The sequence below is a fragment of the Sphingobium sp. FG58 genome, from assembly GCF_057809055.1.
On record NZ_JBMDJF010000010.1, the window covers coordinates 81,027 to 94,698 of the forward strand.

Consider the following 13,672-nt stretch of genomic DNA (forward strand, 5'->3'; position numbering starts at 1 on the left):
GATCGTCAGGTTGCGCGGATCGCCATGATGAAACCGCCCGCGCGCGCCTCCAGCCGATGGGCTTCCCCGGCCAGCCTCTGCGCGACCGATTGCATGGCCCGCGCGCCCAGCACGGTCGCATCCGCATTTCCGCTGATCGCCTGCGCCCCGGTACGGATATGATCGCTGGAGGACCCTGCCTCCGCCACGCTGTCGGCAATGGCGCGGCTGAAGGCCGCCTGCCGGGCAACCGCGTCGAACAGGGCGGCGGACAGTCGGTCGGCACGGGTCATGGCCGCGTCCATATGCATATGCCCCGCCGCCACATCGGCCACGGTCGCGCGGACATGCGCGATCCGCCCGGCAATGCCCGCGGCGGCATCGCGCGTCTGTTGCGCCAGCGACTTTACCTCGCGCGCGACGACGGCAAAGCCCTGCCCCGCCTCGCCCGCGCGCGCCGCCTCGATGCTGGCGTTGAGCGCCAGCATCGCCGTTGCGCCCGCAATGCTGTCGATCAGGGCGACGACCTCGCCAATATTCTCTGTCTCGGTTCGCAGCGCCTCACCCTGCGCCATGCCTGCGCGGCTGCGCGCGGCGGCATCGCGCATTGCCGCGCCTGCGTCGCGCGCCTCGCTCTCCATCGCCTGGAATATCTGGCCCAGTTCGACCCCGCCCGCTGCGATGCCCGCCAGACGATCGGCCGTCTGCGCAGCGGCCACCGCCATCGCCGTGCTGTCCGCGCCATCGCCCGCCGCGCGCTCGGCCGCCTGTGTCGCGAGCGCCGACAACTGGTCGGCCATCGCCACCATGTCCGCGATCAGCAGGGCGACATCGCCCTGAAAGCTGGCGCTTTCCCGCCGGATCTGTTCGATCCGTTCCGACCGCGCCAGCGCCACCCGCGTGTCGCGCTGCGCGGTCAGTCGCAGCAGCAGGGTGCCGTCCAATACCCCGGCATAGCGGCCATCATCGGTCACGATCAGCCCCTCGCACGCGGTCCCCTGCGCGGCATAGAGATCGACCAGCCTGTCCACGCTCGCGCGCCGGTCCACATGAGCGCAAGGGCGAACATGATCATCCAGCCGCCCGCCGAAACTCGGGTTGCGCAGCAGGGCATGGCCGAAGGGATTGAACAGGATGCGGCGCATGTCGCGCTCATAAATTGCGCCGACCGGCCTGTTGCGTGCGTCCAGCACCGGCAGCAGGCGCAGGGCGGAATCCTGCTGGAAACAATCCACCGCCTCACTGAGCGGACGCCCCAGCCGGATCATCGGCTTGTCCTGCGCCAATGGCAGCTCGGCCAGACCGGGTGCATCAGGTGGGGGCAAGGGGGCGTGAAACATGGCCAGAGCCTTAGCCGCCCAATGGTAAACGAGCCGTTAGAATTTCATGACACTTTTGTTACAAGTATCTGTTTTTGCTGTATTTTATTCGGACTCGCCGGGTCGGTAGCCAAAGGCCTGTTTCGCCAGTTTCACGACCGTTGGATCAGCGACCGGGAAATCCATCGGCACCAGCGCCTCCAGCCGCTCCGCCACATAGGTGAGCGCGGCGATGCGGCCGCCCTTGCGGTGATTATTGTCGATGACGTGCCAGGGCGCATGTTTCGTGTCGGTCTTTTTGAACATGGCGTGCATCGCGTCCAGATAGTCCGCGCGCTTGGCCCGATTGCGATAATCGTCCGCGCCGGTTTTCCAGCGCTTCCACGGCACATCAAGCCGCTCGGCCAGTTGTTTGTCCTGCGTTTCCTGGGTGATGTGGACGAAGAGTTTGACGATGTTCATGCCCGCGTCGATCTGCTGCTTTTCAAAGGCATTGATCTCGTCATAGCCGCGTTTCCAGTCGGCCTTTTTGGCAAAGCCCTCGACCCGCTCGACCAGCACCCGGCCATACCAGCTACGGTCGAAGATCGCGATATTGCCGCTAGCGGGCAGGCGGGTCCAGAAGCGCCAGAGGAAATGATGATCCCGCTCCACCTCATTGGGGGCGGCGATGGGATGAACCTGATAGTAGCGCGGATCCCAGTCGGCGGACATACGCTTGATGATGCCGCCCTTCCCCGCCGCGTCCCAGCCCTCCAGCAAGATGACGCTGCGGCGCTTGTGCAGGATATGCGCGACCTGAATCTTGGCGAGGCGCTGCTGGAGCGCGGCCAGCGTGGCGTCATAATCGCCGTCATATTTCGGCGCGGATTCGTGGGTCGCAAGGTCGATGGTCATGGGCAGCAATCCTCAATCGTCATGCCGGACCAGATCCGGCATCCAGGGCGACAGAGACTGTGTCCGACACCCTGGATGCTGAAGCAAGTTCAGCATGACGAAAAAGGAAAACTCACCCCTTGGCCTGTGGCTCCACCACGCGGACATGCAGTTCGCGCAGCTGCTTGAATTCGGCGGCGCTGGGCGCGCCCATCAGTAGGTCCTCCGCCTTCTGGTTCATCGGGAACAGCGTGATTTCGCGCAGGTTCTGCGCGCCGCACAGCAGCATCACGATGCGGTCGACGCCAGCGGCCATACCGCCATGGGGCGGCGCGCCATATTGGAACGCGCGATAGAGGCCGCCGAAGCGATCCTCGACATCCTGCTGCGACAGGCCGACCAGCTCGAACGCCTTGACCATCAACTCTGGCGACTGGTTGCGGATCGAACCCGACGCGATCTCGAAGCCGTTGCAGACCATGTCATATTGGAAGGCGTTGATGGTCAGCGGGTCCTGGTTGTTTAGCGCGTCAAGGCCACCCTGCGGCATGGAGAAGGGGTTGTGCGCGAAATCGACCGACTTTGTGTCCTCATCATACTCGTAAAAGGGGAAGTCGACGATCCAGCACAGGTCGAACCGGTCCTTGTCGATGAGGTCCAGCGTCTCGGCCACGCGGGTGCGGGCGAGGCCAGCCAGCTTGGCAGCCTGCGATTCCTTGCCAGCGGCGAAGAATACGCCGTCATTGGCGCCCAGGCCCAGCGCCGCGACCAGCTTGGCGGTCGCTTCCTCGCCATGGTTCTTGGCGATCGGACCGCCGGGAACGCCATCCTTGATGTTGATATAGCCAAGGCCCGAATAGCCCTCGCCCCGTGCCCAATTGTTCATCTCGTCGAAGAATTTGCGGCTGCCAGCGCCAGCGCCCGGCGCCGGGATGGCGCGGATCACGCTGCCGCTTTCGACCAGGCTGGCGAAGATGCCGAAACCGGACCCCACAAAATGGTCGGTCACGTCCTGAATGATGATCGGGTTGCGCAGGTCCGGCTTGTCGCTGCCATATTTCAGCAGCGCCTCGGCGTGCCGGATGCGCGGGAAGCTGCCTGCGGGCGTCACCGGCTTGCCGTCGGCAAACTGTTCGAACACCTGGGCGATCACCGGCTCCATGGTGTCCCAGACTTCTTCCTGGGTGACGAAGCTCATTTCCAGATCGAGCTGGTAGAATTCGCCCGGCAGCCGATCGGCGCGTGGATCCTCATCGCGGAAGCAGGGGGCGATCTGGAAATAGCGGTCGAAACCCGCGACCATCAGAAGCTGCTTATATTGCTGCGGTGCCTGCGGCAGGGCGTAGAATTTGCCCGGATGGATGCGGCTGGGGACCAGAAAGTCGCGCGCGCCTTCCGGGCTGGACGCGGTCAGGATCGGCGTCGAATATTCGGTAAAGCCTGCGCCTTCCATGCGGCGGCGCATGTCGGAGATGATCTTGGTGCGCTTGACGATATTGGCGTGCAGCGTCTCGCGCCGCAGGTCGAGGAAGCGGTAACGCAGGCGGATATCTTCGGGATAATCCTGCTCCCCAGCAACCGGCAGCGGCAGTTCGGCGGCGGTCGACAGCACGGTGACGGCGTCGGCGACGACCTCGATCGTGCCGGTTTCCATCTTGGGATTGGTCGCTTCGGGACCGCGCGCCACGACCGCGCCGTCGATCGTCACCACCGATTCGAGCCGCAGCCCCTCCAGCACGCGCAGCGCCTCGCTGTCCGCCTTCGCCACCACCTGGGTAATGCCATAATGGTCCCGCAGATCGACGAACAGCACCCCGCCATGGTCGCGCTTGCGATGCACCCAGCCGGACAGGCGCACGGTCGCGGCGACATCAGCTTCACGAAGGGCGCCGCAAGTATGGGTGCGATAGGCGTGCATGGCGTTTTGGTCTTTCAGCTTCGTTTTACGGAAATGACAAAGCCCTGACGGCAGGCTATGGGCATAAGGTCACTACGACCAGCCCGCCAGGGAGCGGGCCTGCCCATAATAAGATCGATGACCATATGCAAATCCATCCGCTGATTACCGACAGCAAGACACTTTCCGATTTTTGCGCCCGCATCGCCAAATCCCCCTACGTCGCCATCGACACGGAATTCATGCGCGAAAACAGCTATTGGCCCGAACTCTGCCTGATCCAGGTGGCCGACGCGGACGAAGCCGCCGCCATCGACCCAAAGGCACCGGGTATCGACCTGAAGCCTCTGCTCGACCTGATGGTCGATAATGAGGATGTGCTGAAAATCTTTCATGCCGGCGGGCAGGACATCGAGATTGTCCACAATCTGACCGGCAAGACCCCGCACCCAATGTTCGATACGCAGATCGCGGCGATGGCGTTGGGCCTTGGCGAGCAGATTGGCTATGGCAATCTGGTCGAGGCATGGCTGGGCGTGCAGCTGGACAAGGGCGCGCGCTTTACCGACTGGGCGCGCCGCCCGCTCGACAAGCGCCAGATCGACTATGCGATTGGCGACGTCACCTACCTCATCCAGATTTTCCCCAAGATGTTGGAAGAATTGCGCAAGACCGGGCGCGGCGACTGGCTGGACCAGGAAATGGAGCGGATCAGCGATCCCAGCCATTATGAAACGCTGCCCGAAGATGCGTGGAAGCGGGTCCGCATCGCCAGCAAGAAGGCCGACGTGCTGGGTCGCCTGAAAGCGCTGGCGGCGTGGCGCGAGATTGAGGCGCAGGAGAAGAATCTGCCGCGCGGCCGCATCGTCAAGGATGAGACGCTGGCCGACATCGCCAGCCATCCGCCGCGTAGCCAAGAGGATCTGGGCAAGGTGCGCGGCCTGTCCGCGACCTGGCGCACCAATGATATCGGCGCGCGGCTGATGGCGGCGCTGGGCAAGCAGCAGCCGCTGGCCAAGGACGAAATGCCCGACCGCGAGCCGCGCCGTCCGGGTCTGGGCAAGGATGGCGCGCTGGTCGCGGACCTGCTGAAGCTGCTGCTCAAGATCCGGTCGCGCGACATCAACGTCGCGTCGCGGTTGCTGGCGCGCAGCGACGATATCGAAGCATTGGCGGCGGGGGTGCGCAGCGACCTCTCGATTCTGGAAGGCTGGCGCTACGAACAATATGGTCGTGATGCGGTCGATCTGGTCGAGGGGCGGCTGGCCTTCGCGGTCAAGGGTGGGCGGCTGAAGATGACGCGGACGGAGTGATCCCCCACAGCCGTTCGGGCTGAGCCTGTCGAAGCCCTGCTCTTTACGTCAAGAAGAACAGCCCTTCGACAAGCTCAGGGCGAACGGGTTTTTATATGTTCGGAGAGAAGTCCCATGTACCGCATCCTGTCCCTGATCGGCGTGCTTGCGCTCACCGCCTGCGCCACCACCACTCCGCCCCCGGTCGCCATTGGCCAGTGCAGCCACGATGCCCTCGCCCGCTTCGTCGGGCAGAAGGCGAGCGCGGAAACCGGCGCGGCGCTGCTGACCGCATCGGGCGCCAGGACGCTGCGCTGGGGCGGCCCCGGCATGGCGATGACGATGGACTTCCGCCCCGACCGGCTGACCGTCAGCTATGACGAGGCGATGGTCATCACATCGGCGCGCTGCGGCTGAACCTGAGGGTGTTCCCGCGCAGGCGGGAACCCAGTCCCACGCTCCGAACTGGGCTCCCGCCTGCGCGGGAACACAATGTGATGACATCGAAAGCCTTGCCATGACCGCGACCGCCGACCTTGCCATCCGCATGACGCGCGCGACCTTCAACCGCGCGCTGGCCGATGCGAACCTCAGCGCGATCGGTCCGCTGCTTGCCCCCAATGCCGTGCTGGTCGCCGGCACCGACAGCGCCCTTATCACCGGACGCAAGGCGCAACTGATCGCCTGGAAAAGCGAATTCGCGGCCAAAGAGCGGCTGATCTACACCCGCACGCCCGACACGATCCTTGTCTCTCCGGTGGAGCCGATCGCGATGGAACAGGGCCATTGGCAGGGCGTGGCGACGGGCAGCGGCGCGATGCTGGCTTCCGGCACCTATAGTGCGAAGTGGCGCGAGACGGGTGGCGCGTGGATGATCGAGGCGGAGATTTTCCTGACGCTGGCCTGACCAGGATAGTGCATCTGCCCTTCTGTTCCCCGCCTACTTGCAGGACGGGGAACAGCGCGGCTCAAGAGCGCCCCATCCCCTTATTGCGCAGACTTTCGCGCCTGCGCCCGGCGGGCAAAGATGTTGAGGCACTCCACCAGCGTGGAGAAAGCCATCGCCGCATAGATATAGCCCTTTGGCACATGCACCCCGAACCCGTCGGCGATCAGCACCGCGCCGATCATCAGCAGGAAGCCGAGCGCCAGCATCACCACGGTGGGGTTGCGGGCGATGAAATTGGCGAGCGGGTCGGCCGCCAGCACCATCGCGCCCACCGCGACCAGCACGGCGATGACCATCACCGCCAGATTGTCGGTCATGCCGACGGCGGTCAGGATCGAATCGAGCGAGAAGATCATGTCGAGCAGGATGATCTGCACGATCGCGCTGCCGAAGGTGATCGTGGCCACGCTTTTCTTGTCCAGCACATCGTCACCGCCCGCCGGATCGACGCTGTGGTGGATTTCCTTGGTCGCCTTCCAGATCAGGAACAGGCCGCCCGCGATGAGGATCAGGTCGCGCCAGGAAAATTCCGTCTCGAACGTCGGCGCGCCATATTGGTTGGGCGGGCCGCTGAACCCCAGATCAAACACTGGCGCAGTCAGGCCGACGATCCAGGCGATCATCGACAGCAGGACGAGGCGCATACCGAGCGCCAGACCTATGCCGATGCGGCGTGCCCTTTGCCGTTGATGTTCGGGCAGCTTGTTGGTCAGGATCGAAATGAACACCAGATTGTCGATGCCCAGCACCACTTCCATCACCACCAGCGCGACGAGCGCGGCCAATGCGGTGGGATCGGTAAAGGCGGTAAGCAGGCTGTCCATGGTGATCCTTCTGTCCGGGTTTTCGGCACGCCATCGCAACGACAGGAAGGTCCGCCGGTTCCCGCTGACACACTTTGTCACATGGGCGCGCTATCATCGGCAAAACTGTCGCCCAATCGACTGGACGCGGCGGGTCCAGTCGCTTAGCGAAGGCGCGTTCTCCTTTTCATGCTGCGGCGATGGCTGCGGCGCTCCAGTCCCAAGCGAAAGGCAGCCCATGGCCAGAACCACCCTCACCCGTTTCCTGATCGAACAGCAGCGGCTGGCCAATGCGCTGCCCGCTGAATTGCGCCTGCTGATCGAAACCGTGGCGCGCGCGTGCAAGACGATCAGCCATTCGGTCAGCAAGGGAGCGCTGGGTGAAGTGCTAGGCAGTCTGGACAGCGAAAATGTGCAGGGCGAGGTGCAGAAGAAGCTGGACGTGATCGCCAATGAACTGCTGCTCGACGCCAATGAATGGGGCGGGCATCTGGCCGCCATGGCGTCCGAGGAGATGGAGACGATCCACCGCATCCCCAACCGCTATCCCAAGGGCGAATATCTGCTGCTGTTCGATCCGATCGACGGGTCCAGCAATATCGACGTCGACCTGTCGGTCGGCACCATCTTCTCCGTGCTGAAAGCGCCCGACGAATGTGCCGGACGCGAAGTGACGGAGGAGGATTTCCTCCAGAACGGCCGGGCGCAGGTCGCAGCGGGCTATGCCATTTACGGGCCGCAGACGCTGCTGGTGCTGAGCGTTGGCACCGGCGTGCATGAATTCACGCTGGACCGCGAAGTCGGCAGCTGGGTCATGACCGATCGCGACATGAAGATGCCGCAGGGCAAGTGCGAATTTGCCATCAACATGTCCAACCGCCGCCAATGGTCGCCGGGCGTTGCGCGCTATATCGAGGAGCGCGTGATGGGGGCCGAAGGGCCGTGCGGGGTGGATTACAACATGCGCTGGACCGCCTCCATGGTCGCGGACGTCCACCGCATCCTCAAGCGCGGGGGCATTTTCATGTATCCCGCCGACCATCGCACGCCAGGCAAGGCGCGGCTGCGCCTGATGTATGAAGCCAATCCGATGAGCTATCTGATCGAGCAGGCGGGCGGCGCGGCCACCGACGGCTTCATACCGATCATGGACGTGGACGCCACCAGCCTGCACCAGCGCGTCGGCGTGGTGCTGGGCGACAAGGCGGAAGTGGCAATGGTCACCGCCTATGGACGGGAGTAGCCGCCTGGCGGCATTCCTGTTCGGCGAAAGCCTTAGTCAGAAGCGTTTAAATCTGCACGTCACGGGAACATCCTCCCGTTTAAGGAAGGGTTATCGCATATGAACCCGCTCCCTCATTCACCGTCACCCTGAACTTGTTTCAGGGTCCATTTCTCCAGCTCAAGCGGCTGTTCATGACGAGAAATGGATGCTGAAATAAATTCAGCATGACGGTGAAAGGATAACTGAAAGTCATATGCGATAGCCCTGCCCTTAAAGGGGAGGACCAGGAACAGTGCAAAGCAGATCGATTGCGATTTGGGTAGAGAAAGTGGGGGAGAGCGAAGTGTCGCTCGATCCCCCTTGCTATGGCCTCGCCTTGCCGGTCTTACCGGCGGCCCCTCTCCAGAAACATGTTATATGGCGCGGCTGTAGCCCAGTCGGCCTAGCCCAAGCCGGCGCCAAAAAAAAGGGCTGATCCGCAGACCAGCCCAAAAAGTTTAGGAGAGGATGCCTGAAAGGCACAGTTCTTTTGTCCGCTGGCGATATTTTTCGCAAATGCGAAGGGTGGAAGCGCGATTGCACAAACTGCAATCGCTTGCCGACACTTTAACCATCCGCAGGCCGAATCGAGTCGCGGGTAAAGCAAATGTCAGGGCTTTGTCCCTAAGCGGGGGCCAATGCATTATCGCCGCGACATTGACGGACTGCGAGCCTTGGCGATTCTGCCAGTCCTGCTATTCCATGCCCATGTGCCGGGCTTTGGCGGCGGTTATGTCGGCGTCGACATTTTTTTCGTCATATCGGGCTATCTGATCACCGGCATCATCGCCCGCGAAGTCGATGAAGGCCGCTTCTCGCTGGCGCGCTTCTACGAGCGGCGCTTCCGGCGGATCGTCCCGGCACTGGGGCTGATGATCCTGGTGGTGCTGGGCCTAAGCGCCTTGCTCTATCTGCCCGGCGACCTGGAGGGGGTGCCGCGATCGGCGCTGGCCGCGACCCTGTTTGCGTCCAACCTGTGGTTCTTCACCGACACCGGCTATTTTGCGGGGGGCGCGGACGTCAAGCCGCTGCTCCACACATGGTCGCTGGCGGTGGAGGAACAATATTATATCGGCTTCCCGATCCTGCTGATGGCGATAGCCCGCTTCTTCCCGCGCTGGCGCACGGGGGTGGTAATGGCCATCGCGGCAGGATCGCTGCTGCTGTCGATCGCGATGCAGCGCGATACCAGCGGGTTCGCTTTCTACCTGCTGCCGACCCGCGCGTGGGAGTTATTTGCCGGGGCTTTATTGGCGCTGGGGGCTGTGCCAGCGTTGCGGGTCCGCTGGTTGCGCGAGGGGGTGGCATGGGGCGGGATCGCCGCGATTGCTCTGGCGGTGGCATGCTATGATCGCGACACTTTGTTTCCCGGCATCGCCGCCCTCGCCCCGGTACTGGGCGCGGCTGCGCTGATCCATAGCGCGCCGGGGACCAGCGCCGGGCGGTTGCTCGGCTGGCCGCCGCTTGTGGGCGTGGGGCTTGTCTCCTACTCGCTCTATCTGTGGCACTGGCCGGTCATCGTGTTCACCGAATATGCGACCGACATGGCGGTGGCGGGCTGGACGTGCGTGGCGGTGATCGCCGGGTCGCTCATCGCGGCGATCCTGTCCTGGCGCTTTGTCGAACGCCCGTTTCGCGATTCGCAGGCGATGCCGGCGCGGACGATCTTTCGCTTCACCGGCGCGACGATGGCTCTGCTGTGCGGCCTGTCGCTGGCCCTGCTGGCGGCGGGACCATGGCCGTCGCGATTTGCGCCGACGGTGCTGGCGCAGGCGGCGGGACGTAACGACATCAGCCCGGAGCGCAAACGCTGCCACGACATATTAGCCCGCGGCGCGCGCACCTGCGTGCTGGGCGCTGCGGCCCCGCCCGATGCGATGCTGTGGGGCGACAGCCATGGGGTGGAACTCGCCTATGCGCTGGCGCTGGAGGCGAAGGCGCAAGGGCGGGCGCTGGTGCAGCGCACGACGTCGAGCTGCCCGCCGGTGCTGGGCTATGATGCGCCCAAGGATGCGCGCTGCGCGGCGGCCAATCGCGCCGCCTTTGCGGCGTTGCGCGCCGATCCGGCCATCCGCCGCGTCTATCTGGCGGCCTTCTGGGCCAATGGTGATTTTGACGATCCGGCCTTTGTCGCCAAACTGGACCGCACCATCGCCGCGATCCGGGCGGAGGGGCGGGAGGTCGTGCTGATCGGCCCGGTGCCGCCGCAGCCCTTCGACGTGCCGCGCCGCCTCGCCCATCTGGCGCGCGCGGGGCAACTGGCACAGGCGGAGGGTGTGGCGCGATCCTGGGTGGACGGACGCACCGTCCATTTGCGCGCGCTATTTACGCGATGGCAGGCGCGCGGCGTCCGGCTGATCGATCCGGTCGCGGCGCTGTGCGATGCCCGGCACTGCGCGATCGAGCGCGACGGCAAGCCGCTCTACTTCGATTCGCACCATCTGAGCGTAGCGGGCGCGCGGCTGGTGATTGCACGCGGCGGCTGAACCCTATTCAGCGGCCATCGCATAATTCGCGCGCGGCAACTCGTTCGCCAGCGCTTGGGCGATCGCCGTGACGATCCCCTGCATCCGGGCCAGCCCCGGTCCCGGCTGGTCCAGCGCGTCATCCAGATAAAGGCTGCGATCCACCTCTATCTGAATCGCGTGCAGCCCGCTCGCAGGCCGACCATGGCGTTCGATCAGATGGTCGCCCGCATAGGGATGATTTTGCGCCGCGACGATACCATGGCCAGCGGCGACATCGGCTGCCAGCGTCATCAGCCGGGTGGAGGCGCTGCGTCCGAAACGATCGCCCAGCACGATGCTCGGCGCGGCCTGCCCGGCGGCAGGTGGCGGCAAAGGTGGCATGGAATGGAGGTCGATCAGGATCGCATGACCATGGGCGTCACGCGCCGCCGTCATCAACCGGGCCAGTTCGGCATGATAGGGCCGGTGGATCGTTTCGATCCGGCGTTGCGCCTCGCTCCAGGCCACCGGCTTGTGCCATAATTCATGCGCGCCGACCATGCGGCGTGGGATAAGGCCCAGTCCGCCGCGCAGCTTTACGCTGCTCTGAAGCGCGGCATCGCGCGGCACGCCGACCAGCATGGCAGGGTCGATTTCACGCTCATGGCGATTGAGGTCGATCAGCGCACGCGGGGCGCTGGCAACGACCACGGTAAAGCCCTGCACGATCAGCGGATGGACCAGCAGGTCGGCCCAGCGATCCTCCAGCCGCTGCAATTGTTGCCGCCGCACCCGTGCCTGCGCCAGCAGTTCGGACGGATATTCGCGCCCGGCATGGGGCACTGAAAGGATGATGGGTCGGTCAGGAATGGCGGAGCCAAATCGGTCGAAACCCGCCTCAGTCCGGGCGGGAGGATGCGGCGCGGGACGATCCAACGAGGCTCCTTTCACCAGCTTGCCCAAAAATGGTTACTCGGCTGGATAATATTTACACCTTGTCGCATATATCGGTCAGGGACGCCACCCTGACGGGGGCATGGGGGACAAGCCGGAAACGGCAACAAGAGTAGCTGGCGCAATGGTTCGCATATTACTGGCCGAAGATGATGAGAGTATGCGGGTCTATCTGGCGCGCGCGCTGGAACGGTCCGGCTATGAGGTCGTGGCCGTGGCGACCGGCACGGAAGCCCTGCCCCATATCGCGTCGGACCGGTTCGACCTGTTGCTGACCGATATTGTGATGCCCGAAATGGACGGGATCGAACTGGCGCAGCACGCCGCGTCCGTCGCCCCGGACATGCGGATCATGTTCATCACCGGTTTTGCCGCCGTGACGCTGAAAGCCGGGAAAGCGGTGCCGCAGGCCAAGGTGCTGTCCAAGCCGTTCCACCTGCGCGATCTGGTGCTGGAGGTCGAACGGATGTTCGGCAGCGAGAGCCTGACCGGGCTGAACTGAACCCCGCCCCTCAATCCTCGATCACTTCCTCCATATCGGGCGTGGGGTTGAGCGGGATGCCGGCCATGGCGGCGGCGAACCGCTCGCGGTCCAGCCCTTTCTCCCAGGCCGATACAACCACGGTCGCCACGGCATTGCCAACGAAGTTGGTGAGCGCGCGGACCTCGCTCATGAAGCGATCGACGCCCAATATCAGCGCCATGCCCGCCACCGGCACCGAAGGGACGATCGACAGCGTCGCTGCCAGCGTGATGAAGCCCGCGCCGGTCACGCCCGCCGCCCCCTTGGACGAGATCATCGCCACCAGCAGCAGCAAGACCTGCTGTTGCAGGGTCAGGTCGACATTGCACGCCTGCGCGATGAACAGGGCCGCCAGCGTCATATAGATATTGGTGCCGTCCAAATTGAAGCTGTAGCCGGTCGGCACGACCAACCCGACCACCGACTTGCGGCACCCGGCCCGCTCCATCTTCTCGATCAGGCTGGGCAGCGCCGCTTCGGAGGAGGATGTCCCCAGCACGAGCAGCAATTCGGCCTTGAGATAGCGGATGAGGTGCAGGATGTTGAAGCCCGCCAGCCGGGCGACGGTGCCCAGCACCACCAGCACGAACAGCAGCGAGGTCAGGTAGAAGGTCGCGACCAGCCCGGCCAGATTGGCAAGCGTGCCAACGCCATATTCGCCAATGGTGAAGGCCATCGCCCCGAACGCCCCGACCGGCGCCGCCTTCATCAGGAAGGCGACCAGCTTGAACACCGCATGGCTGGCCGATTCGAGGACCGCCATCAGCGGCGCAGCCTTGTCGCCGATCATGGTGAGCGCAATGCCGAACAATATGGCGACGAACAGGACTTGCAGGATATTGCCGTCCGCGACCGCCGACACCATGGTCGAAGGGATGATACTCATCAGGAAGCCGGTGAGCGTGGTTTCATGCGCCTTGTGTGCGAAGTCGGCGACCTTGCCCGCGTCAAGGCTGGCCGGATCGATATTGAGACCTGCGCCCGGCTGCACCAGATTGGCGACGATCAGCCCGACAATGAGCGCGAGCGTCGAAAAGGTCAGGAAATAGGCGAACGCCTTGGCCGCGACCCTGCCGATCGCGCCCAGCTCCTTCATCCCGGCAATGCCGGTGACGATGGTCAGGAAAATGACCGGGGCGATGATCATCTTCACCAGTTTGATGAAGGCGTCGCCCAGCGGCTTTAGCTGCACACCCATATCGGGGAAGAAATGGCCGATCGCCACGCCCAGCGCGATCGCGATCAGCACCTGGACATAGAGCTGGCGATACCATGGCAGACGCAGCGTCGTCTGGATCGGCGAGGATGGCGATGGCAGCATATGTCTTAGCGTCCCCCTGTTTGCACCGCAACATATGGGCCGTCCCCG

The 13,672-nt window shown here is 64.0% G+C and carries 12 protein-coding genes; 6 read left to right on the plus strand and 6 right to left on the minus strand.

Translation table 11 applies throughout. The features are described from left to right. Nucleotides 1–5 precede the first annotated feature (5 nt). The 3 genes from ACODR8_RS13580 to aspS all read right to left on the minus strand — a co-directional run bounded on the left by ACODR8_RS13580 (nucleotide 6) and on the right by aspS (nucleotide 4,092). Entirely contained in the window at nucleotides 6–1,319 is a 1,314-nt protein-coding gene (locus ACODR8_RS13580; protein WP_489007739.1) for a methyl-accepting chemotaxis protein, read from the minus strand. Nucleotides 1,320–1,403: 84 nt separating this feature from the next. Continuing rightward, complete coding sequence (locus ACODR8_RS13585; RefSeq protein ID WP_489007740.1) at nucleotides 1,404–2,195, minus strand: polyphosphate kinase 2 family protein; 792 nt, start codon at nucleotides 2,193–2,195, stop codon at nucleotides 1,404–1,406. Between the two features lie 112 nt (nucleotides 2,196–2,307). Next, nucleotides 2,308–4,092 carry an aspartate--tRNA ligase gene (gene aspS / locus ACODR8_RS13590; protein WP_489007741.1) on the minus strand — a complete coding sequence of 595 codons (1,785 nt, stop codon included), beginning with the start codon at nucleotides 4,090–4,092 and terminating at the stop codon, nucleotides 2,308–2,310. Between the two features lie 125 nt (nucleotides 4,093–4,217). Here aspS and rnd point away from each other — a divergent pair, with 125 nt between their 5' ends. From rnd to ACODR8_RS13605, 3 genes are all read left to right on the plus strand, one after another. Next, nucleotides 4,218–5,384, plus strand: a complete 1,167-nt coding sequence (gene rnd, locus ACODR8_RS13595; protein ID WP_294137900.1) for a ribonuclease D — start codon at nucleotides 4,218–4,220, stop codon at nucleotides 5,382–5,384. A 114-nt stretch (nucleotides 5,385–5,498) separates the two neighbouring features. Further along, nucleotides 5,499–5,780 carry an I78 family peptidase inhibitor gene (locus ACODR8_RS13600; RefSeq protein ID WP_489007742.1) on the plus strand — a complete coding sequence of 94 codons (282 nt, stop codon included), beginning with the start codon at nucleotides 5,499–5,501 and terminating at the stop codon, nucleotides 5,778–5,780. Nucleotides 5,781–5,880: 100 nt separating this feature from the next. Then, nucleotides 5,881–6,270, plus strand: coding sequence for a nuclear transport factor 2 family protein (locus ACODR8_RS13605; RefSeq protein ID WP_489007743.1), 390 nt, complete (start codon nucleotides 5,881–5,883; stop codon nucleotides 6,268–6,270). Nucleotides 6,271–6,350: 80 nt separating this feature from the next. Here ACODR8_RS13605 and ACODR8_RS13610 read toward each other — a convergent pair whose 3' ends face one another. Next, the gene (locus ACODR8_RS13610) at nucleotides 6,351–7,136 is read right to left on the minus strand and encodes a TerC family protein (protein WP_489007744.1); all 786 of its coding nucleotides are present in this window, start codon (nucleotides 7,134–7,136) and stop codon (nucleotides 6,351–6,353) included. Between the two features lie 217 nt (nucleotides 7,137–7,353). On the opposite strand from ACODR8_RS13610, the gene ACODR8_RS13615 reads away from it, so the two are divergent. Together ACODR8_RS13615 and ACODR8_RS13620 are read left to right on the plus strand one after the other, a co-directional pair. Then, nucleotides 7,354–8,358, plus strand: coding sequence for a class 1 fructose-bisphosphatase (locus tag ACODR8_RS13615; protein WP_489007745.1), 1,005 nt, complete (start codon nucleotides 7,354–7,356; stop codon nucleotides 8,356–8,358). A 659-nt stretch (nucleotides 8,359–9,017) separates the two neighbouring features. Then, on the plus strand, nucleotides 9,018–10,865 hold the full coding sequence (locus tag ACODR8_RS13620) for an acyltransferase family protein (RefSeq protein ID WP_489007746.1): 1,848 nt from the start codon (nucleotides 9,018–9,020) through the stop codon (nucleotides 10,863–10,865). Nucleotides 10,866–10,868: 3 nt separating this feature from the next. Here ACODR8_RS13620 and ACODR8_RS13625 read toward each other — a convergent pair whose 3' ends face one another. Beyond that, nucleotides 10,869–11,762, minus strand: coding sequence for an N-formylglutamate amidohydrolase (locus ACODR8_RS13625; RefSeq protein WP_489007747.1), 894 nt, complete (start codon nucleotides 11,760–11,762; stop codon nucleotides 10,869–10,871). Nucleotides 11,763–11,904: 142 nt separating this feature from the next. Between ACODR8_RS13625 and cpdR the strand changes: the two genes are divergently transcribed. Continuing rightward, on the plus strand, nucleotides 11,905–12,282 hold the full coding sequence (gene cpdR, locus ACODR8_RS13630) for a cell cycle two-component system response regulator CpdR (RefSeq protein ID WP_017182848.1): 378 nt from the start codon (nucleotides 11,905–11,907) through the stop codon (nucleotides 12,280–12,282). A 10-nt stretch (nucleotides 12,283–12,292) separates the two neighbouring features. Here cpdR and ACODR8_RS13635 read toward each other — a convergent pair whose 3' ends face one another. Next, nucleotides 12,293–13,624 (minus strand): dicarboxylate/amino acid:cation symporter, encoded by a 1,332-nt coding sequence (locus ACODR8_RS13635; RefSeq protein ID WP_489007748.1) that lies wholly within the window; start codon nucleotides 13,622–13,624, stop codon nucleotides 12,293–12,295. Between the last annotated feature and the right edge of the window lie 48 nt (nucleotides 13,625–13,672).

Coding starts and splice junctions, on each gene's coding strand:
- ACODR8_RS13605 (WP_489007743.1), top strand. CDS start 5,881: ATGACCGCGACCGCCGACCTTGCCATCCGCATGACGCGCGCGACCTTC.
- cpdR (WP_017182848.1), top strand. CDS start 11,905: ATGGTTCGCATATTACTGGCCGAAGATGATGAGAGTATGCGGGTCTAT.
- ACODR8_RS13620 (WP_489007746.1), top strand. CDS start 9,018: ATGCATTATCGCCGCGACATTGACGGACTGCGAGCCTTGGCGATTCTG.
- ACODR8_RS13585 (WP_489007740.1), bottom strand. CDS start 2,195: ATGACCATCGACCTTGCGACCCACGAATCCGCGCCGAAATATGACGGC.
- ACODR8_RS13600 (WP_489007742.1), top strand. CDS start 5,499: ATGTACCGCATCCTGTCCCTGATCGGCGTGCTTGCGCTCACCGCCTGC.
- rnd (WP_294137900.1), top strand. CDS start 4,218: ATGCAAATCCATCCGCTGATTACCGACAGCAAGACACTTTCCGATTTT.
- ACODR8_RS13580 (WP_489007739.1), bottom strand. CDS start 1,319: ATGTTTCACGCCCCCTTGCCCCCACCTGATGCACCCGGTCTGGCCGAG.
- ACODR8_RS13635 (WP_489007748.1), bottom strand. CDS start 13,624: ATGCTGCCATCGCCATCCTCGCCGATCCAGACGACGCTGCGTCTGCCA.
- ACODR8_RS13615 (WP_489007745.1), top strand. CDS start 7,354: ATGGCCAGAACCACCCTCACCCGTTTCCTGATCGAACAGCAGCGGCTG.
- ACODR8_RS13610 (WP_489007744.1), bottom strand. CDS start 7,136: ATGGACAGCCTGCTTACCGCCTTTACCGATCCCACCGCATTGGCCGCG.
- aspS (WP_489007741.1), bottom strand. CDS start 4,092: ATGCACGCCTATCGCACCCATACTTGCGGCGCCCTTCGTGAAGCTGAT.